Origin of the sequence: Paenibacillus chondroitinus NBRC 15376 (genome assembly GCF_004000765.1) — a bacterium.
Taxonomy (GTDB): Bacteria; Bacillota; Bacilli; order Paenibacillales; family NBRC-103111; genus Paenibacillus_E; species Paenibacillus_E chondroitinus.
Genome location: NZ_BILW01000029.1, coordinates 1 through 19,719, shown reverse-complemented (window position 1 = coordinate 19,719; position 19,719 = coordinate 1). Strand labels below are relative to the sequence as shown.

The window sequence follows — 19,719 nt, the reverse complement described above, 5'->3', positions numbered from 1 at the left end:
ATGCTCTAGTAGAGGACACGCCATAGATAAAAAGTAGCATAAGCCTCCCAGCCTTTCCAGTTTTCAGCAAGTTGGCGAATATGGGGGAGAGTCGGCTTCTCGTCCAAGCCAAGCACATGCTTCAGCGCGTTATGCAAACCGACATCCGCAATCGGGAAAGCGGCGGCGTTGCGCAGACACCGCATAAGGACGTAATTGGCCGTCCAGGGGCCGATGCCCCGAATGCTCAGCAATTCTTTCTCCATAGCCGCAAAATCTTTCATCTCCAGCAGCTGTTCCTTGTCCAGCCGGCCCTCCGCCATCATCCGGGCAACGCCGATTAAGTACTCGGCCTTTTTACCCGTGAATTGCAGAGCTGTCAAAGCTTCCGGTGCAAGCTCGGCAATCCGCTCAGGCGCAGGGAACGCCCAATACGTTCGTCCTTGCCAGTCCAGCCGGGTACCGAAGGTTTCCACGAGTCGTCTTTTGAGTGTATAGGCAAAAGCGAGGTTGATTTGCTGTCCCATAATCCCCCAGCTCATCGCTTCGAACAGATCCGGAATCCCCAGCAGGCGAAGCCCGTAAAAGTCCCGAGTGACTCGGTCGAGCAGAGGATCGTGTTCAGCCAGCGCATAGAACGGAGCAAGATCTGTACGGAGATCAAACCATTCCCACACATATCGTGCGACATGTTCAAGAAGAGCTGGAGTCACAGGGGTATCGGTGCTGGATAGCACACGAATGCGCAGCTGCAAGTTATCCTCACTGTTGACAGCGATCAGCACGCGGTTATCCCGGGCTAGGAGCAGCTTATAAATATCTGAGTTATCCACATGGAATAGACATTCATTTGTGGAGCGGGTCAAATAGCCAAGATTTTGCTCATATCGAAAAGGTTCAGGCAGTGGCAGGGTGAAAGAGCTTGTCTGCTCGCTCCAGGTAAGAAGTGAAGGGTCAAAAGAAGGCATAAGTCATTTCTCCTATAATCGGTTAGTTGGACTACCTTTATTATCGCTGAAGGCGGCTTTCGTAATCTTGCTTTCTCATCTCGCATCCCTTACAAGTGAAGACCCGTTTGGGTATACTGAGCTAGTAAGAGGGAAGGCACGGAGAGGAGCGAAGCCATGCAAGAAAGATATTGGCAAGCTATTATTGGAAATGATGCGAGTTATGATGGCACATTTTATTATGCGGTCACGACAACAGGGATCTTCTGCAGGCCATCCTGCAAATCGAGGGTGCCGAAGCGGGAAAATGTCCGGGTATTTCCTGATCGCCAAGCAGCGGTTGCGGAACACTTTCGCCCTTGTAAAAGATGCAGGCCTGATGGCTTACGGCTGCCGGATGAAGAGTGGATCGAGCTGATAGCCGACTATATTAAGGAAAGTTATGCCGCACCGATTACGCTCTCGGTATTGGCCGAGCAATTTTATGCCAGCGTCTATCATTTGCAAAGGACATTCAAACGCGTGAAGGGCGTTACGCCTCTCACTTATCTTCAACATCAACGAATTGAAGCAGCTAAGCAGCTTTTAATAGAAACAGATAAGCCTGTGAATGTCATCGGTGCGTCGGTGGGTATTGCGAATGCCGCTCATTTTACCACTGTATTTCAGAAAAAAACGGGTGTGACGCCATCGGAATTTCGTCAATCTTGTACCACCATCTAACCATAACCGAGGAGGGTTCTTGGATGCAAACAAATGAAGCGAGGACAGCGGCTAAATCCATATATTGGCGTGTAGTTCGTTTATTGGATAGTCACTTTTTGATCGCGGCAACAGACGATGGGTTGATCTATTTGCAGTATCAAGCGGAAGATGCTGAGCGGGGAGGCGTTGATGCAGAAGCGTGGTCCGAATTAACCAAATGGGCTAAGCATCGTTTCCCTGAATATAGCTGGATGGAAAATAAGGCCGCATTAGAGCCTTATGTGCAGCAGCTGGAGGAGTATCTGCGAGGCTCGCGCAAAACGTTCACATTGCCGCTGGATCTGCGCGGGACAGAATTTCAACAATCCGTGTGGCGCGCTTTAAAAGAAATACCGCATGGTGAAACGGTAAGTTATTCACAGATGGCTCAGAAGCTGGATAAAGCCAGCGCAGTAAGGGCCGTCGGTACAGCCATTGGCGCCAATCCGGTTCTTATTGTAGTGCCGTGCCATCGCGTGGTCGGAAAAGACGGTGCGTTAACCGGCTATCGCGGCGGATTGGTGAATAAAGAGAAACTGTTGGTTCTGGAAAAGGTCGGGTTGTAAGCAGCAAAAAGGGAGGAGGAGTACGTATGCAGACTGAGGTGAACCACAAGTCAGCGAAAACGCTGCTCACGAAAGCCAGCGGCTTTCTCGAGGGATATTCGCATACGCTGAACCCGTATACCGGCTGCGCCTTTGCGTGCTCCTACTGCTACGTGAGACAGATGCCGGTGGCTCTGTTTCGCATGGAGTCCTGGGGCACCTGGGTCGATGTGAAGGCCAATGCCGCGGAACTACTGGAGAACGAGCTGGCCAAAGCGAAGCGCAAAGGCCCGGTCACGATCTTCATGTCCTCGGCGACGGACCCGTATCAGCCGAGCGAGTATAAGGAGCGGATCACCCGCTCGCTCCTGGAGGTGATGTCCGTGCAGCCGCCGGACTTCTTGTTCGTTCAGACCCGCAGCCCGCTGGTGAAGCGGGACGCGGATTTGTTAGAGCTGCTCGGGGACCGTGTCCGAGTCAGCATGACGGTCGAGACGGACCGCGAGGAGGTCCGCCGAGCGTTCACCCCGTCCGCGCCGCCGATACCGGCGCGGCTCACAGCACTTCGCGAGCTCGCCGCTCGCGGCATTCCCGTGCAGGCCACGATAGCGCCGGCGCTGCCGAGCTCGGAGCAGTTCGCCGAGCGGCTGGCGGGCATCGTGGAGCGGGTGTGCATCGACGATTACTTCATGGGCGATGGCAGTGGGGGCCGGCGCACGGCACGCATCGGCGTGCGCGCGATCTATGACGCGCTGGGGCTTTCGGACTGGTACAGTCCGGATGCGTACAAGCGCGTGCACGAACAGCTCCTGCGGCATTTTCCGCAGGAGCGTGTGTTGGTCAGCCAGCAGGGTTTCCTGCCTGGCTGACGTTAATCCGCTTGCGCCAGCAGGGGGGCGGGGGTGACCCCCGTTTGGCTGCGCATGCGTTGTTTGAATTCTTTGGGCGAGCATTGATTATGCCGCTTGAACAGCTTGTAGAACTGCGCCATATTGAGGATGCCAACCTCGAAACTGACTTCCATCATGCTGAGGTCTCCTGTTAGCAGGAGGCGCTCGGCTTTTTTGATGCGCTTGTAATTCACGTAATCCACGAAGGATATCCCCATCACTTTTTTGAAATACTTAATAAAGTAATGATAGCTTAAATTGAGCAAGGAGCAGACTTCTTCGACTGTAATTCGCTCGCCAAGATGATTGTCGATATAGTCGAGCGCAGGGCGCAAGCGAGCGATGCCTGAATCCTCCGCAAGTGCGGACAGATCACGGTTGTCATTGCGCAACATAAGCAGCAGCAGGTTCTTGATCGCTGCGCTGATAGCCAGCTCGTAGCCAATTTTGCGGGACTGCGACTCTTCGAAAATCTGAAGAATAAGCTCATAAGCGGCTTGCTTCACGGCGGGATTGCTCCGGAAAAGCCCGTTGAACTGCTCAAGCGGATGCGTCAGCTCCGAGAAGCAATGCAGGTAAGGCATCGTACTCAGGTCAAAATGCTGCTTGAGATCAATCTGGAATACGATCTGCCGCAAGGGGCCGGCGGCGTATTTGTACGTCCGATGGGGCTGGGAGGAACCCAACACGATCACATCTCCTGCGGATAACACGGCTAGTTCATGTTTGGTTTGAATAGCCAGGAGGCCTTCCATGACGACCAGAAACTCAACCTGCTTATGCGAATGCCAAAGCCAAGGCGTTGGGACACCGAAGTGAGCGGAGTCGGAGCCAAGCTCCCATATTTTTAGGAAAAGCAGCGGATTCTGATAAATGACTTCTTCATTGACAATTTCGGAGAAAGCACTATGTGCGGATTCCATGATTTCGTATACCTCGCTATAGGGTAGGACATTTTTGAATATGTAAAACGACGTTACAGGTAAGGTTTATCAAGAGAAAGTATAACACTGTTTACATGCCGAGGACACTATTGAATAATAAATAGGCACAATCTTGCCTTTCATTCCGGGAAGGTACGGACTATACTCACATTATGAATGAATACGCTATCTTGGAGGGAATAAGAAGATGAGTCAAAAACTTAAAGTAACGGTTTGGAACGAGTACCGTCATGAAAAAGAAAGTGAAATTGTACGCGCCGCCTACCCGGACGGCATTCATACAGCAATTGGCGAAGGCATTAGCGGGAATGTAGAAGTCACTTATGCGACTCTGGACGATGCCGAGCACGGTTTGACCGAAGAGGTTTTGAATAACACCGATGTGCTTATCTGGTGGGGACATAAAGCGCACGACCAAGTGCAAGACGAAATCGTAGAGCGCGTTCAAAAGCGCGTATGGCAAGGCATGGGGCTAATCGTGCTGCACTCCGGACACTTCTCCAAAGTGTTCAAGAAGCTGATGGGCACTTCCTGTGACCTCAAATGGCGTGAAGCGGACGAAAAAGAGCGCATTTGGGTTGTTGCGCCAGGTCATCCAATCGTGGAAGGCATTGGGGAGTACATCGATCTTGAAGCTGAGGAAATGTACGGAGAACACTTCGATATCCCGCAGCCGGATGAGTTAATCATGGTTTCCTGGTTCGAAGGCGGAGAAGTATTCCGCAGTGGTTGCACGTTTAACCGCGGAAACGGGAAGATTTTCTACTTCCGTCCAGGTCATGAGACATACCGCACGTACTACAATGAGCAAATCCGCCGCGTAATCTCCAATGCGGTTCAATGGGCTGCTCCGTCCACACGTGAGTATCCGAAATACGGCAATCATAAGCCGCTTGAAGAAATTAAAGCAAAAGTTAAAGCTTAATATGAATAGGGGTGCCCAGTTGGTCTTTTGCAGACTCGCGGGGCACCCCTTTTTTGTTTATTCCTGTTTCCAGATTGGGATATGAAAATAAATGATCAAGAATGTGATGGTCGCAACAGAAAGAAGCAGCCCGGCAGCTCGATGGCTATGAAGCAGTCTGATGGCCAAGAACATGAAGAAGTAAAAAGCAATCGACCATACAAAGTGCCACCCATGATGATAAGTGATCCGGCCGTAAGCATACCACAGATATTCAAGCGCCGAATAACCGGTTACCCACAGGAAATAGTAAATTACTTGGTTGCGTTTGGCCGCAGGAAAGAAAGTTAGATACAGCAGTGTTGTACTTGGGAGCAGCAGGAACGTGTTAACAAGGTCGGCCGTTTTGTGGTTTAACAATAAATCAGGGTAAAACGACCAAATTATGTAATCGTGACACAGGAAATTGTAAAGCAAATTGCAAAAAGAGACAAAAAGCATGACGTCGTAGTATTTATTCCACTGCTTATAGGCTCGTGAAACAATTGCTGCTATAACGAAAAGTAGATTCGTAATTAAAATCACGTTAAAAAGCCCCTAGATATGAGTCGTAAATGTAGGGTTAGTTTCTGCAAAAGTGTAAAATTTTACACGTGCTGGGGAAGGGGAACTATGGGGCACTATTTTGGCTATAGCTATCCTTTTCCCTGTTTTGATGGAACAGCAGGGTCTTATTTCTCATCACCAAGCTGAATTAGTGCCATTATTAGCAAAATAGAGGATCGTAGTTCCTTTAGATATACCAAATAGCAGTTTCTGGAACAAATAGCGGCCCGTAGTTCCTCTGCGTTCTAGATTTTCGTGCTAACCTCACGCTAACACTCGCTATCCCTCGCATAACGCCCCGCAATAGCGATAAGCCGTCTGACGCCATCTCGTAAATGCTCCTCATTCACGAAGGAATAGCTTAAACGGATCCAGGAGCACATCTCTCTGAGCGGATCGCAGATCACGCCAGGCACGAAAGAGACAGATTGCCGGAGGCACTCCTCCAGCAGCTGCTGGACCGGGATATGATCCGGGAGCTGGAGCCATAGGTTGAAACCACCCTCAGGGCTTACCCAGCGCCATCCGGTAGAGGCTAACTCTTGCTCTACAATTTCTTTTCGGATCTGCAGGGCAATGCGCAGTTTCTCCAAATGCTGCTGCATTCTGGGAGATTCGAAATAATGCAGGAACATTTTCTGATTAACGAGCGGTGTGCCGTTGTCCGCTAATGATTTGGCTGTGATGAGCGATTGGATGACATGGGTGCCTCCCATGACGGCGCAAATTCGCAGCCCAGGCGCGATATATTTGCTAAAACTGCGGAGATACACGACCCAGCCTTCCGTGTCATAAGTCAGCATAGGCGAAGGAGGAGGTTGGTCCAAGTACATCTCGTGAATGGCGTCATCTTCGATCAAGAGACAGCGATAGCGTTCAGCCAGATCAACGAGCTGCTTGCGCTGTGCGGCCGGAACCGTGTACCCGGTAGGATTATGAAAGGTAGGATTCATATAAAACAGCCGTGGTTTATGCTTCTCCATAAGCTTCTCGAGTTTTGCAAGATCATAGCCGTCCGGGCTGATCTCGACAGGAATAAACCGCGCTCCCTGCTGGCGGAAAATATCAAGCGCAGCACTATACGTCGGCCGCTCAACCAAGATCGGATCCATGGGGCGGATGTAGATCCGCGAGATGAGGTCTATGGCTTGCTGGCCGCCTGTGGTAATCAAAAGATCGCTTGCAGCGAGCTGGAGGTTATGATGCCGAACCATGTATCGGCAGAGATACTCGCGAAGCTCCTCATCCCCTTGTGCGCTGGAGTAGGTGCCCATGAGCTTTGGATAAATGTCGAAAACTTTTTTCACATGTTCGGACAGAAAAAGATTCGGCAGCAAGTTGGGATCGATCAAAGCCTGTGAGAATTGGTACGTGACAGGGATTTGCTGAATTTCGGACAGGGAGTTTTTTAGAGCGTTGGACACGGTGAACGAACGACCTTTTTCCGCATGTTCTGTATGGGATTGCTCCTCTGTCTTGCAGGGACTTACGTAATAACCGGATTTCTCTTTGACGTAAACCTTCTCATGCTGTTTTAGCATCTGATAAGCACGAAAAACAGTCAGCCTGTGTACCTGCAGCTCTTCGGCAAGACGCCGGATGGAGGGGAGCTTGTCATGGGCTTGCCACTCGCCGCGATCCATGCGGGTAACCATATACTCATAAGTTTGCCTGAAAAGCAGATTAGCTTCTTTTCCAGATGTTCCTGGCGTCTTCATCCGATTTTCCCCCTTTGTTTACTCTATGATACAACAATCATTGGAAAACTGTTCTAGTGTCATGCATCTGTTCTGTTGCTTACCTAGTATGATACATACCAAGAGGGGGAGAACAGTCATGATTATTTTTAATTATTTACTTATCTGTCTAATTTTTGGCACGACATTTCTGGCGATTAAGGTTGGGGTGGATGCGTCAGCACCGCCATTTTTCTCAGCAGGCTTGAGGTTTTTTATTGCAGGGATGTTATTGTTCTGTTGGTTAGTGTGGCGGAAAAAAGCGGCCTTAGCTCTTTTGTTTCGCAAAGAGATGCTGCTTACGGGCATCGGTCTCACATTCGGCACCTTCTCAACCTTGTACTGGGCGGAGCAATATGTGTCTTCCGGGATTGCAGCCGTCTTATCGGCTACTGGACCAATAATGATTCTAGTGCTTCAAACCTTCGTATTGCGTCTGAAGACGACAAGGCTCTCTGTATTTGGCTGCATACTTGGCTTTGCAGGTATTATCATCCTTTTGCTGCCACAACTTGCGGTATCCGCCAACATCATTTGGCTGATCGGGTGCGTGGCGATTCTGGTCGGTGAACTGTTCTATTGTATGGGAACGCTATACTCCAAAAAGGTTATTCAGCAATTTCCCGAGGCGTCGCCGATTGCGCTGAACGCGGCACAGATGATATGCGGAGGATTGCTGCTGCTGATTCTTTCATTTTTTACAGAACCTGTGAACGTTCACGGCTTATTTTCTCCAAAAGCAGCCGGCTCTCTGCTGTATTTAATCGTGATTGGCTCCATGGTGGGGCATAGTTTGTTCTATTGGTTAGTAGCTAAAACGAATCCCGTTTTTCCAGCGACATGGCTGTACATTTCTCCGTTGATTGCCTTGGCGGTGGGGGTCGTGTTTTATGAAGAGAGCATCACTTGGGTCACAGCTGTAGGCGTGGTTACCGTCATTGCCGGGACAATTTGTGCGAATCTGGATAGTTTGAAAGCATTGATGCAACGACGAAAAACGGCGTGAGTGCGAAAAATGGTAAGTAAATTGCGTTCTGTTTCATACGAAACAACCTTTATAGAAATAATAACCACAGGACCGCAGGGTTGAATGGAGGCAGCACGAGTTTGATGGAATGGAGCTAAGTGATGGGTCACATAACAGCATTGATTGTTTCATATTTACCTGTAATCATGGCCTTGTTATGCTTGATTGCAGCTTGGTTTTTCGGGGATTGGAGAAATTGGAAGACCTACTATCCAACTATTCTTTTTGCCATCTGCGTGGATTTTCTCATTAGCCTTCTAAGCTATAATTATTCACTATGGGTTTTTCATAAATCCGCGGTAACGCCTAATCATACAATTGCCGATTTTATGATTGCTTTTAGTAATCTTCCCTGCATAGTGATGGTGTACTTGCACAAATATCCCCTTAAGTCGCGTCCACTGAGACAAATCATCTATATCGCTATTTGGTCGGCTGTATTCACCTGCATTGAAGGACTATTTCTGTTAATAAAAATGCTTACCTATCATAACAACTGGAATTTTTGGTGGTCAATCGCGGTCTGGGTTTTCATGTTCATTGGGCTGCGGTTGCATTTTACGAGGCCGCTATGGGCGTGGTTGCTGTGTGTGGCAGGTGTGGTTTTCTTGATTCTATATTTCCATATTCCGATTGCTAAAATGAAGTAAAGCCAGCGTGCATGATGTCACGATTATACAGCATCAGCAGAAAAAAAGAAGGAGGATTTTTCATTCTCCTTCTCTCAAGTGGAAAATTAGACGCGAATGTCTAGATTTCCACCCAAATTTGGCTGTACGCTTTGTTGCATCATTTGTACCATTTGTTGAGCTTGCTGCGTGGATTGATCTTTAGCCATGCTAAGAACCCGTATTTGTACAGCTTGAGCTAAGCTGCCCTGAGCTGCGGACATGGAAAGTGCAGGAACGTCCATGAGTTTCCTCCTTTATGATTAATGGGCTAACATGTTATATATCGGAAAATGAACGGCAATTGCTTAGCTTAAAGCAAGGAATCGCGGATGAAAAATCCTTGCTTTTTTTATTTTATGGTGCTAATATTCAGGAATAAATATCACTTATGTTTTGTAAGTGACCACAAATTGAATAATTGAATCTTCGGGGCAGGGTGCAATTCCCTACCGGCGGTGAGGATACGTGTAGATGTATCTCAAGCCCGCGACTCCCGGCCTGTTAGGCTGGGACTGACTTGGTGAGAATCCAGGGCCGACGGTTATAGTCCGGATGGGAGAAGGTGAAAAACAGCTTGTCAAAAACTTAGGTATTTGACAGGTCTGTTTGTCAATGCCCCCGCTGATCATGAAGCGGGGGCATTGTCTCTTTTCAGAGGGTTCAATTCAAAAAATCCTTAGGAGGTTTTTGAATTGGAAAATGTAGTTAAGTTAGGAACAAAGCACGCGAATGTGGTTTCAGCGCGCTCAGGGGGCATCAGCGGAGTTTGGTATGTGGCGTTAGGAGCTACGCTTTGGGGGCTCGACCCGCTCTTTCGGATCTTGCTGTTAAAAAGTTTTTCATCAGCGCAAATCGTATTTATTGAGCACCTGCTCCTTGCCTGCTATGCGGTGCCAATACTCGTGAAGTACCGGAAAACCTTGATCGGTAAGCTGTCGCTGGGCGTCATCGGCGCGCTGCTGTTCATCTCCTGGGGCGGATCGGCGATAGCAACGATCTTGTTTACTGCTGCGTTCTCGCATGGTAATGCGAACGCGATATTGCTTTTACAGAAATTACAGCCCTTATTCGCTATTATTTTAGCTCGCGTAATGCTCAAAGAGACGTTGCCTTCCAAATTTTTTGCTTATATTGCGGTGGCGCTGCTAAGCACGTATTTGCTGACATTCGGCTTTTCGTCGCCAGAGATGGGCCTCAAAGATCTAGGAACGATAAGCTGCTTATTCTCTATTCTTGCAGCAGGCTTATGGGGCGGCTCGACGGTCATGGGTAAGTACTTGCTGCAGAAAAAGCTCGACTTCCCCATTGTTACTTCGCTGCGCTTCCTGCTTGCTATCCCGTTGCTGACGGTCGTACTTGTGGCTAGCGGCGATGCTTGGCATGTAACCGGAACTAGCGGCGGCTTAATACTTATTGCCGTTAACCTTTTGTTCCAAGCGTTTTTCCCGGGCTTGCTCTCCATGCTCCTCTATTATAAAGGGCTGACCTCGACCAAGGCGTTTTTCGCAACGTTGGCGGAGCTTGCGTTCCCAGCGGTTGGCGTCTGCGTGAACTGGCTTGTTTTCGGGCAAAAGCTGACCGTAGGACAGCTCGCCGGCTTCATCGTGATTTGGCTCACCTTGTGGGTCATGAGCCGCAATCAGAGCAAAGCTGCGGCATAAAAAAAGAAAGAGGCTTTCCCTCGGTCACATGACGACCTTGACCGTGGGAAGCCTCTTTTGTCTGCCAGCCTCTCAAACACAAGCACCCTCAAGAAACCTTCGGAACCTTGAGTTTACGATCCACTTGCGCTGTTTCCCCAGGCTCAAGGTAGAAGGAAACCCCGCCTCGCTCGTTCGCGGCGCGCACCGTCATTCCGTGATGGTCCATGATCTGCTTCACGATGGCAAGACCAAGCCCGAACTGGCCGTCCCCGCCAGAGCGGAAGGGCTCAAAGAGGCTGTCCGCGATCGCTTGATCGAGCGGCGGACCATCGTTGCTGATCTGCAGCCGCGAGAATCCGGCTGCAGCTTCCTTGCCATCGCCATTAGAAGGCGGCGAGAGGAGAATTCGGATGCCGCTTTTGGCATAGCGGAGCTGATTGTCGAGCATGTTCTCCAAGGCGATTTTCCATTGATCGGGATCGCCATGCAAGGTAGCAGGGGGGAGCTCTATCTCCCACTCGATTTCAGGGCGGCGATAGCGCAGCCGTTCAACCACATCTTCGATGACCTCATGCAGCTCGAAAGGGCGGAACGGCTTCTCGCGAGCGGTGACATAGTTCAGCTTGTTGAGCAGCAGCAGGTCGCGAATTCGCTTCTCGAGGCGCTCGCCTTCCTTCAGAATGACGCCCAAGCTTTCGCCTAAGGTCCCTTTCGGAAAAACGCCGTCGAGAATAGACTGGGCATAGCTGCGGATCACCATGACCGGGGTTTTCAGCTCATGAGAAGTGTGCTGGAGGAAAAACTGCTGCGCCTTGTCCTGGCGCACGAGGCGCTGCCGCATCGCTTCAATCGCTTTGGCCAGACGTCCCACTTCATCTTTGCGCCCGGTTTCAATCGGGTCATGCCAATCTCGTTCAGCCATACGTCCAACGTGCTGCTCCATCTGAACGAGCGGACGAGTGAAGTAGCGGGCGATGATCAGACAAGGCAGCCATGAAATCACGATGAGACCGACCATCATCAGCATAAGTCTGCCGAACATGGTCATGACCAGATCGTTGCGATAATTGCCCCAGGCATAAGAAACGATAAAGCTGGGTTGGCCTTGAACTAGTTCTTTGCGAATCACGTAAAAGATACTTTTCTTATCAATAATGGTCGTATACTTGGCAACGGGCTGTTTTTGGGCAAAAGCATCCTGTTCCATCGCTTGCATGAACGGCTCGCCGCTCGTGAACGCCTTGCTAAGGGCCAGTGACTCTTGGGTGCCGCTAATTGTAAAATGCCGGATCGCAGGGGCGCTCAAAGTTGCTGTAAAGGGAGACATCACCTTCGTTGCAATAGAGGCTTCCAATGGAATAATAGGCATAGCGTTGCCCATTTGTATGCTATTCGCCTCCGGCATTGTTTCCGATTGTAAGGCATCAGCATCAGGAACAGCTTGATTGATTGGTGTCAACGTTTTTACATTCGTTATGATATCCGTCATTTGCGCGGTTGTACCCTTTGTAGCCAGGGTTAGGGTCGGTGCCGTCAACGTCGTTGCTTCCATACGAAGCCCGCTTTGTGTATCCAGTAAAATATCATACAGCTGCTCTGTAAAAAATCCCTTCAACGTCCAAGGCAGCAGAACAGCAAGCAGTGTAAAAATGAGCAGCGTTAAAGCCGCGAATGCTCCCCAAAGCTTCATGGCCAGCGGCCATTGTCCTAATCGGAACGTCATGCTTTCACCATCCTGTATCCGTATCCGTATACGGTTTCTAAACGCAGCTCCGGCAGCTTGCGGCGAAGCCTGCGTACCAAATCATCCACGACCCGGTCTGTTCCGAAGTAGTCGATTCCCCAAACAGCTTGGAGCACTTGTTCACGCTCCAGCACTTGCCCATGATGGCTTACCAAATAGAGCAGCAGCTCAAATTCCTTGGAGGTCAGCTCCAGCTTGCTGCCATCCTCAGCAGTTACGGTGCGCGCTTGCTCATCGATCAGATAAGGAGCCACATTCAGCTTCGAGCGGCGTTCCAGCTGCGCAGGCATCAGGCCGGCAGGGTGTCCGCCGTACACGCGCTCCAGCAGCTTACGAGTGCGAATGACGAGCTCGCGAGGTAAAAAAGGCTTGGCCAAGTAGTCATCGCTACCCATCTCCAGGCCAACGATCCGATCAATATCCGCGTCTCGCGCCGATATGAAAATTACGGGCTGTGCCGGCTGATCCGCTTTAATCTCGCGCATGAGTTGATAGCCGTCTACGCCGGGGAGCATGATATCGAGGACCCACAAGTCCGGCCGCTCGGATATGGCGGATCTTGCCGAGGTCCCGTCAGCGAACGAACGCACTTGCCACCCCTCTTTCTCCAAATAGGCGGCCAGAACGCCCCTGAGATGCTCTTCGTCTTCTACTAAATGAATGCGATACATGCAGTTTCTCCTTCTTTCTAATCAGCGATGGGGAAAAGGTGGAGCCGTTCGCATCATTTTGCGTTCGGTCCACCGGAAAGGTCAACTTTTTTATCTATGTGAAAAATTAGTTAGATTCTTCAGCTTTCTCTGTTGATTTCTCATCGGCTTTGGCAGCTTGTTCTTTCAATGTTTTTGCAAGGCTGCGCAGCGATTCCGTTTCTTTTTTGTAATCCGTGAGAAGCTCAGGCAGCAGGCTTTGAATAGTTGCTGCATCATCAGCTTCGACAGCTTCCGCTAGCTTTTGCTGGCGCTTGAACGCTTCGGATGGTTCGGCTTTAATTATATCACCAGAGATAGCTGTTCCCTCAAGTGGAAGTGCTTGGATGGCTGCGGTAGTGTCCGCGCCGTCTTTTTTGATAATGGTGAACGTCTTAACGTCTTTACCTGGGACTAGTTGAGCCGCTTCGCCGTCAGGTAAAGTTGGAACCGTCTGAGCAGGATCGAGTTTGAACATTTTAGTTTCCAATGTACCTTGAGAAGCCGGCTGAATCGTAGCGGCGCTTTTGATTACCATTGTTTTGGCAAAAGCAGGTTTCGGCATCTCGCTTTCCGCTTGTTTCCGATCCTCTAACGCTTGTTTCCAGTCGGCCAAGCTCTCTGGAGCATAGTTGCTGACTAGCAGCTTCAAATAGTTGCGCTCATGAGCTGGTTGCAGCAATAGGCCGCTTGAGCTTGTGCGCAGTTGAACCGCGCTGGTTGCCATTACCGGTGTTGCTGATGTGATTGCGGTGCTTGCTTTGTTATCTGTTGCAGCAGTGTCAGCCGCTGATGCGCTGCCTACTGCTCCGAAAGCCATTGTTACCATAAAAGCTAGCAGACTAGCTTGACTTGCGCGACGTTTCCATTGTGTTTTCATTGTAGAAAACTCCTCTCAATATTGGGGTATGTAGGTGAGTGCCTCTCCCTTACAACCTAAATGTACCGTAAGATTATGGACATCCTATCGTAACATTGTGGGAAATTATGTGTTGGCATTATGGGTGCTGAAGCTTTGATATGGAGCGTGCAGGGGTTACATTGGACGTAATCCAATGTAATAGGTGTTTGGAGATTTGTATTGGTTATCTCATTGGATAGATTCCAACGAGGTGGGATTGAAAGGGGCAAAATCAAGTAGGATTAAGTGGTTCCATTGGAATTCATCCAATGAAAAGTAGAATTTTGCGATTTAATCGACCGGTTCGTTGGGTTTCATCCAATAAGGTGTTAAATGTATTGTCGAAAATGTAGTAAACTGTATGCTGGAACAGAATGAACAGAGGGGTGTCTACATGAAAGAAGTGCTGCTAGGGCCTGTAGAGAGTTTCACCAAGCTGCCCGCAGAAGTTGTGTTCGATAAGAACTTGTATTGGTTAATTCAAGCTGAGGATCAAGCGACGTACCGGCTCGTATCCAGTCGATGCCCGCATGCCGGCGCTATTGTGGAGGCTGAAAAGGGGGAGTTCGTTTGTTCGATGCATGGCTGGACATTCGATCTACACTCAGGCGCATGCCTGAATGTTCCGACCAAAAGCCTTACGGCTTATGACGTTACCGTCAAAGAAGGCCAGCTTATTGCGCATGTGTAAAAACAAAAGGACCTGCCTTAACCGTCGAACGGTTAGGCGGGTCCTGATTTTTTTATAAATTCAAATGCAGCTTACGTGTGTTCAGCATCCCGTCCAAACCGGTAGGGTCTTGGCTGACTTTATATTGTACAAAAGCTTCCGCTGCCTCAGAAGTGCGAATGCGCAGCGGTTTCGGCTCCATGTCCATCAGCTTCACCATGACTTCGGCGACCGATTCCGACGTTTGGGGCACCGAGTTCCGTTTGGAGAAGGCGTCCAAATATTGCGTGATGATCGGTTTATATTCATCTTCCAGAATACCCCCGGTTTCTTGAACATGCCCAAGGACCGTCTGGTTGAAATTAGTGGCAATAGCACCCGGCTCAAGCAGCGTAACATCAATGTTGAAGGTAGGCTTGTAGTAGGTGGCTAAGCTTTCTAATAAGCCTTCAACGGCAAATTTAGCCGAGCAGTAGATTTCATTGAAAGGTTGTCCCACCAGCCCGCCAACGCTTGTTGTTGCTACCAAATGGCCGGCATCGGATTTACGCAAAAGCGGAAGCCCAGCGCGGATCGTATGCATAACTCCATATACATTTGTATCATAAACCCGATGAATATCTTCCATCGTCGCTTGTCCTAATGCCCTTAAAAAACCAAAACCGGCATTGCAGAACAGGACGTCCAAGTAACCGTGATTACTGTCGATCTCAGCAAAAGCTTTCTCCAGCGACTCAGGGCTTGTTACTTCCATTTCTATAAAATGAAGATTGGCAAGGTGCCCATGCTGTTCCCGGTCACGGTCCACATGGCGTGTTCCGGCATATACCGTCCAGCCTAACTTTGCAAATTTCTGGGCAGTCGCTAATCCGATGCCAGAGGAGGCGCCGGTAATCGCGATAACTTTGCTTTTGCTCATCATTTATCACTCCAAATGTTAATGTATTAAACTGTTTAATAACTATACAGTATGTCAATTCAACAGATTAGTCAAGACATTAAAAAAATCCCAACGCGTGAATGTCGGGATTTTCGTGCTATAACGGCAGCTTCTCCAATAGCTTTTTGAGCTGCGCAAGCTCATCTTCGTTATAAGGCGTGAAGAGCTGTTCAATTTTGTTATTATACGCTTCCAAGATATCGTTTATAAGCTTGTTTCCTTTGTCCGTTACTTGCAGCAACAGGCTTCTGCGGCTAGTAGGATGAGGCTTGCGAATCACCAGTTCCTGCTCTTCTAGTTTATCCAGCAGTTGCGTAATCGCTCCCCGAGTCAGGCCAAATTCATTCGCGATATCAACGGCGATGCAGTCCGGATGCTTGCGAAGAAACTCTAACGCATACATCATGATCGGTGAAATGTGAAAATGGGGAAGCACCTGCGTCAAATAGGAGGAGAGGGCATTTTTAATTTCGCGAAATTTGTACGTGATGAGGAGATCTTGGTCCATGGTTTAGCCGCCCTTTTTGTTTAGTATCTATACATTATAGCAAGGTCATACACGGGTTCCAAGCTGCTGGAAAGAAAAAAGAGACCCACAGCAACGGGCTGCAGGTCTTAAGTATATATATTTTAAAGGGGGGTTGAGACTTATTATAGGCCCAGTTCATTAAAAGCAGATGAAAAACACATTTCATTTTCATTACATTTTTTCTAATGATAAAATAGAGGGATCAAGGAAGGGCGGGGGAACGCTTATGAAGCATTATTCCATGCGATCACATTTGACGGTAACGTTCGCTATCATGGCAATGATTCCGGTTCTGATTCTTGGCACCTTTCAGGTTTATCAAATTACGCATATTACGCAGGAGTCCAATAGGAACCAGGAGCTGACGACCTATCGTCTCGGGGACGCTGTGCAGGATTATATGTACTATCACCGCAATGCGGTTGAAACGCTGGCGGCCACGATTTCAGCCTCGGATGCGGCCTTTCGGACGCGCGAGAGCTTGACGTTGAAGCTGCAATCGCTGCAGATGAACTTGGCGGGATTTTCAGGCATTTATGTGGTGGATCAAAATGGCTTTATCAAGGCTACGCATACCACAGCCAATGATTCGCTGATCGGCACAGATGTGAAAGATCGGGACTACACCAAGCGGGTGCAGACCGCTCAAAACACCATCATCTCGTCGCTTTTCCTCGGACCGGAGGGGCTGAATCAGCCGGCTGTCGCCATTGCAGTGCCCATCTATAAAAGCAATAAACAGCCCGATGGCTTTGTGCTCGCTGTGCTGGAGCTTACGCCGATCAAGGAGCTTGTAACGAAGTATGATTACGGCAAAGAAGCGTATCCGGTTGTACTGGATCATGCGGGCAAGCCCATCTATCATCCGAATGAGACATTGACTGCAACGTTGGCGGATTTATCGCAGGAGCCAGTCGTTGCAGATGCACGGAGTCGGAAGCAAGGCGAAGGAACGTATGAACTAAGCAATGCCAAGCAAAAAGAACTGATCACTTACAAAGCCATTCCCGATATTGATTGGATCGTTTGGGTGAGCAAATCCAAAGCGGCGGTTAATGCCGCTTTTACAGAGTCTCTAAGCATTACGATTTTCCTGTTGTTGGTTACGCTTATTTTGACGGTGCTGCTGGGCAGTCTTTTGGCGAAAAGGTTGAATGGCACCATCCATGCTTTGGTTGGATACACGCAGCGCCTGGCAGGAGGAACCTTCGTAGAGCCGGACAGCAAGGTCGTTCCGCAAGGTGCGCCCCTGGAACTGCAATTGCTGGCGGACGATTTCTTCCAGATGGCTGAGCAGATCAAAGAGAATCAAGGCGCGCTGCTGCAGCTCAACAGTGAGCTGGAAGACCGTGTCGAGGAGAGGACCCAGCGGCTGCAGGATGAGCATGCGACATTGAATGCGGTGCTGGAGAGCATGTCCGATGCCGTCGTATTGATCGATATGGCGCATCAAGTGGTGTATGCCAATCATCGGATGGCTGAAATTTTCGCTATTCCGATGCCGGAACTGGCCATTATGCAGGAATCGTCGTTGTTCGACCGCATTGCGCTGCTGCTGCCTGAACGTCAGGATGAACTGGAGAAGTTGACGGCGGGGCCGAGGGTGCAGGGGACTTTTACGGTAAAAAGCGGTCAGGGCAAAGAACGGTTTATGATGGTATCGGCTTTTCAGGTGGCTAGAGAAGGGCGGGTTTTTGGCCGAGGTTATGTGTGGCGCGATATGACGAAGGAGCATGAAATCGATGCTTTGAAAAATGATCTGATCTCACTCGCCTCCCATGAGTTCAAAACGCCCATCACCAGCATACGCGGCAGTGTAGAAACGCTGCTTCGAGTCGATGCGAAGTGGGAAGAAAGCTTTAAACAGGAGCTGCTAGAAGGCATTCACGAAGATATTGGGCGCATTCAGGATCTGATTGACGACTGGCTGGATATCTCCAAAATCGATTCCGGAGCCATGCGAATCAATCCGCTGCCGCTTCGTGTGGAGGCCGTTGTCGAAAGCGCGATGCGCAGACTTCCGCAGCAGGCGAACGACATGCATACCCAATTTGAGGTGAACGTGGCGGAGGATACGCCGTTAATCTATGCGGATAAACTGCGGATGGAGCAGGTGCTCGTGAACTTGTTCACGAATGCCGTTCGGTATAATACGCAGCATCCGATTATCCGAATTACGGCTCATGCGGATGAGCATTTTGTGTATGTAGACGTGCAGGACAATGGCATTGGCATCGCTGCGGAGCACGTGGACAAGCTATTTGACCGGTTCTACCGGGTGGATGTTTCTTCGAGGAGCCAATCCGGAGGGACTGGACTTGGGCTGGCGATCTGCAAGGGCATTATGGATGCGCACGGCGGAGAAGTTCATGTAATAAGCAAGCTTGGTGTGGGAAGCACATTTACTCTCTCCATACCGAGGTTTCAAGGGGAGGAGAACGGACATGAACAAGAAGAAAATCATGGTCGTCGATGATGAACCGAAAATTGTGCGTTTTATCGCGGCGAATCTCAAATCGTTGGATTTTGAAACCTTAACCTGCCAAAGCGGGGCAGAAGCGCTGGAGAAAGCCGAAGAGTTCGATCCGGATTTAATTTTGCTCGATCTGATGATGCCGGGTATGGACGGATTCGACGTGTTAAAAAGGCTGCGCTCCTACTCCAGCGTCCCGGTCATCATGCTGACAGCACGCAGCAATGGAGCGGACAAAGTGCAGGGGCTTAACCTCGGGGCGGATGACTATTTGACCAAGCCATTTTCCTTAGACGAGCTTTTCGCGCGAGTGAATGCCGTGCTGCGGCGCATGGATGGCCGCATGGCGCCGCCGGTCACCACGAGCGAGATCACGCTCGGCCCTGTGATCGCGAACCTCGCCCAGCGCCGTATTTGGCTGGGCGACACCGAGGTGAAGTTCACGGAGACCGAGTACAACCTGTTTGCGCTGCTTTTGCAGCATGCGGGGAAAGTCATGACCCATGAGCAGCTGCTCAGCGAGGTTTGGGGAAGCGAGTACCGCGATGAGGTCGAGTACCTGCGGGTCACCATCGCCCGCATCCGCCAGAAGATCAAAAGCGCAGCGGAAGGCGCTGCTGCGGAGCTCATTGTAACCTACCCGGGGGTAGGTTACATGGCGAAGCAGGAGTGAACGCGGAAGCCCCTCGTCTGAGAGCGCAAAGTCGCCCCGTTGCCGAGGAGTCAGGGGAACTAGGGTCCTCTATTTTGGCGATTATGGAGGGTTTGGAGCCGGGAAGGGAACTACGGGGCCTTAATTGCACGGGATTGGTGGGTTTCCCACCAGAAGCGTACAAATAGCGGACCGTAGTTTCCTCTCAGCTCGAAACTGGGTGCTTTTGGAAGAAATAGTGCCCTGTAGTTCCCATCCGGGAGGCCGTCTCGGTGGAAGAAAGTGTGGAAGTGGCAGCAAAAAGTTGGCTGAGAGTGCACAAAAGGCTGTCTTACCACGAGAAAAGTAGCTAGATGTGATCGAGACAGCCGTTTAGGCCGTCTCGGTGGAAGAAAGTGTGGAAGTGGCAGCAAAATTTGGCTGAGAGCGCACAAAAGGCTGTCTGACCACGAGAAAAGTAGCTAGATATGATCGAGGCAGCTGAT

At 49.9% G+C, this 19,719-nt stretch carries 20 protein-coding genes and 1 riboswitch; of the genes, 10 read left to right on the top strand and 10 right to left on the bottom strand.

The genetic code is table 11. The features are described from left to right. Positions 1-5 precede the first annotated feature (5 nt). Positions 6-947, bottom strand: a complete 942-nt coding sequence (locus PCH02S_RS25165; protein WP_127456862.1) for a DNA-3-methyladenine glycosylase family protein — start codon at positions 945-947, stop codon at positions 6-8. 156 nt (positions 948-1,103) lie between these two features. Between PCH02S_RS25165 and PCH02S_RS25160 the strand changes: the two genes are divergently transcribed. Genes PCH02S_RS25160 through PCH02S_RS25150 form a run of 3 tightly spaced genes read left to right on the top strand, consistent with a single transcriptional unit; the run spans position 1,104 to position 3,084 of the window. Further along, positions 1,104-1,649 carry a bifunctional transcriptional activator/DNA repair enzyme AdaA gene (locus PCH02S_RS25160; RefSeq protein ID WP_127456861.1) on the top strand — a complete coding sequence of 182 codons (546 nt, stop codon included), beginning with the start codon at positions 1,104-1,106 and terminating at the stop codon, positions 1,647-1,649. A gap of 23 nt (positions 1,650-1,672) precedes the next feature. Beyond that, positions 1,673-2,236: a methylated-DNA--[protein]-cysteine S-methyltransferase gene (locus PCH02S_RS25155; RefSeq protein WP_127456860.1), complete on the top strand. Its 564-nt coding sequence runs from the start codon at positions 1,673-1,675 to the stop codon at positions 2,234-2,236. Positions 2,237-2,262: 26 nt separating this feature from the next. Then, complete coding sequence (locus PCH02S_RS25150; protein ID WP_127456859.1) at positions 2,263-3,084, top strand: SPL family radical SAM protein; 822 nt, start codon at positions 2,263-2,265, stop codon at positions 3,082-3,084. A gap of 2 nt (positions 3,085-3,086) precedes the next feature. On the opposite strand, the gene PCH02S_RS25145 is transcribed toward PCH02S_RS25150, so the two are convergent. Further along, entirely contained in the window at positions 3,087-4,031 is a 945-nt protein-coding gene (locus tag PCH02S_RS25145; RefSeq protein WP_407670129.1) for a helix-turn-helix domain-containing protein, read from the bottom strand. 205 nt (positions 4,032-4,236) lie between these two features. Here PCH02S_RS25145 and PCH02S_RS25140 point away from each other — a divergent pair, with 205 nt between their 5' ends. After that, a complete protein-coding gene (locus tag PCH02S_RS25140; RefSeq protein WP_127456857.1) occupies positions 4,237-4,974 on the top strand; it encodes a ThuA domain-containing protein in 738 nt (245 codons plus the stop codon). Between the two features lie 57 nt (positions 4,975-5,031). Here PCH02S_RS25140 and PCH02S_RS25135 read toward each other — a convergent pair whose 3' ends face one another. Next, complete coding sequence (locus PCH02S_RS25135) at positions 5,032-5,538, bottom strand: CBO0543 family protein (RefSeq protein ID WP_127456856.1); 507 nt, start codon at positions 5,536-5,538, stop codon at positions 5,032-5,034. Between the two features lie 290 nt (positions 5,539-5,828). Next, the gene (locus PCH02S_RS25130) at positions 5,829-7,277 is read right to left on the bottom strand and encodes an aminotransferase-like domain-containing protein (RefSeq protein WP_127456855.1); all 1,449 of its coding nucleotides are present in this window, start codon (positions 7,275-7,277) and stop codon (positions 5,829-5,831) included. Between the two features lie 118 nt (positions 7,278-7,395). On the opposite strand from PCH02S_RS25130, the gene PCH02S_RS25125 reads away from it, so the two are divergent. Together PCH02S_RS25125 and PCH02S_RS25120 are read left to right on the top strand one after the other, a co-directional pair. Continuing rightward, entirely contained in the window at positions 7,396-8,301 is a 906-nt protein-coding gene (locus PCH02S_RS25125; protein WP_127456854.1) for a DMT family transporter, read from the top strand. A 122-nt stretch (positions 8,302-8,423) separates the two neighbouring features. Next, on the top strand, positions 8,424-8,972 hold the full coding sequence (locus PCH02S_RS25120; RefSeq protein ID WP_127456853.1) for a CBO0543 family protein: 549 nt from the start codon (positions 8,424-8,426) through the stop codon (positions 8,970-8,972). Between the two features lie 86 nt (positions 8,973-9,058). Here the strand turns inward: PCH02S_RS25120 and PCH02S_RS25115 are convergent, their stop codons facing one another. Next, positions 9,059-9,235 (bottom strand): YjfB family protein, encoded by a 177-nt coding sequence (locus PCH02S_RS25115; RefSeq protein WP_127456852.1) that lies wholly within the window; start codon positions 9,233-9,235, stop codon positions 9,059-9,061. A gap of 176 nt (positions 9,236-9,411) precedes the next feature. Further along, a riboswitch (FMN riboswitch) is annotated at positions 9,412-9,561 on the top strand. Positions 9,562-9,724: 163 nt separating this feature from the next. Here PCH02S_RS25115 and PCH02S_RS25110 point away from each other — a divergent pair. Further along, the gene (locus tag PCH02S_RS25110) at positions 9,725-10,654 is read left to right on the top strand and encodes a DMT family transporter (protein WP_246069250.1); all 930 of its coding nucleotides are present in this window, start codon (positions 9,725-9,727) and stop codon (positions 10,652-10,654) included. 88 nt (positions 10,655-10,742) lie between these two features. Here the strand turns inward: PCH02S_RS25110 and PCH02S_RS25105 are convergent, their stop codons facing one another. The 3 genes from PCH02S_RS25105 to PCH02S_RS25095 form a co-directional block, all read right to left on the bottom strand. Then, entirely contained in the window at positions 10,743-12,359 is a 1,617-nt protein-coding gene (locus tag PCH02S_RS25105) for a HAMP domain-containing sensor histidine kinase (protein WP_127456850.1), read from the bottom strand. After that, positions 12,356-13,051 carry a response regulator transcription factor gene (locus PCH02S_RS25100; protein ID WP_127456849.1) on the bottom strand — a complete coding sequence of 232 codons (696 nt, stop codon included), beginning with the start codon at positions 13,049-13,051 and terminating at the stop codon, positions 12,356-12,358. The genes PCH02S_RS25105 and PCH02S_RS25100 overlap by 4 nt, the downstream gene beginning before the upstream one ends. A 106-nt stretch (positions 13,052-13,157) precedes the next feature. After that, positions 13,158-13,949 (bottom strand): hypothetical protein, encoded by a 792-nt coding sequence (locus tag PCH02S_RS25095; RefSeq protein WP_127456848.1) that lies wholly within the window; start codon positions 13,947-13,949, stop codon positions 13,158-13,160. 415 nt (positions 13,950-14,364) lie between these two features. Here PCH02S_RS25095 and PCH02S_RS25090 point away from each other — a divergent pair, with 415 nt between their 5' ends. Next, positions 14,365-14,661: a Rieske (2Fe-2S) protein gene (locus PCH02S_RS25090; protein ID WP_127456847.1), complete on the top strand. Its 297-nt coding sequence runs from the start codon at positions 14,365-14,367 to the stop codon at positions 14,659-14,661. Between the two features lie 52 nt (positions 14,662-14,713). Here PCH02S_RS25090 and PCH02S_RS25085 read toward each other — a convergent pair whose 3' ends face one another. Next, positions 14,714-15,559 (bottom strand): SDR family oxidoreductase, encoded by an 846-nt coding sequence (locus PCH02S_RS25085; protein ID WP_127456846.1) that lies wholly within the window; start codon positions 15,557-15,559, stop codon positions 14,714-14,716. A gap of 118 nt (positions 15,560-15,677) precedes the next feature. Next, positions 15,678-16,088, bottom strand: a complete 411-nt coding sequence (locus PCH02S_RS25080) for a MarR family winged helix-turn-helix transcriptional regulator (protein WP_127456845.1) — start codon at positions 16,086-16,088, stop codon at positions 15,678-15,680. A 247-nt stretch (positions 16,089-16,335) separates the two neighbouring features. On the opposite strand from PCH02S_RS25080, the gene PCH02S_RS25075 reads away from it, so the two are divergent. Both PCH02S_RS25075 and PCH02S_RS25070 read left to right on the top strand, forming a co-directional pair. After that, entirely contained in the window at positions 16,336-18,585 is a 2,250-nt protein-coding gene (locus PCH02S_RS25075) for a sensor histidine kinase (protein WP_164819729.1), read from the top strand. Next, the gene (locus PCH02S_RS25070) at positions 18,554-19,255 is read left to right on the top strand and encodes a response regulator transcription factor (protein ID WP_127456843.1); all 702 of its coding nucleotides are present in this window, start codon (positions 18,554-18,556) and stop codon (positions 19,253-19,255) included. The genes PCH02S_RS25075 and PCH02S_RS25070 overlap by 32 nt, the downstream gene beginning before the upstream one ends. Positions 19,256-19,719: the final 464 nt, after the last annotated feature.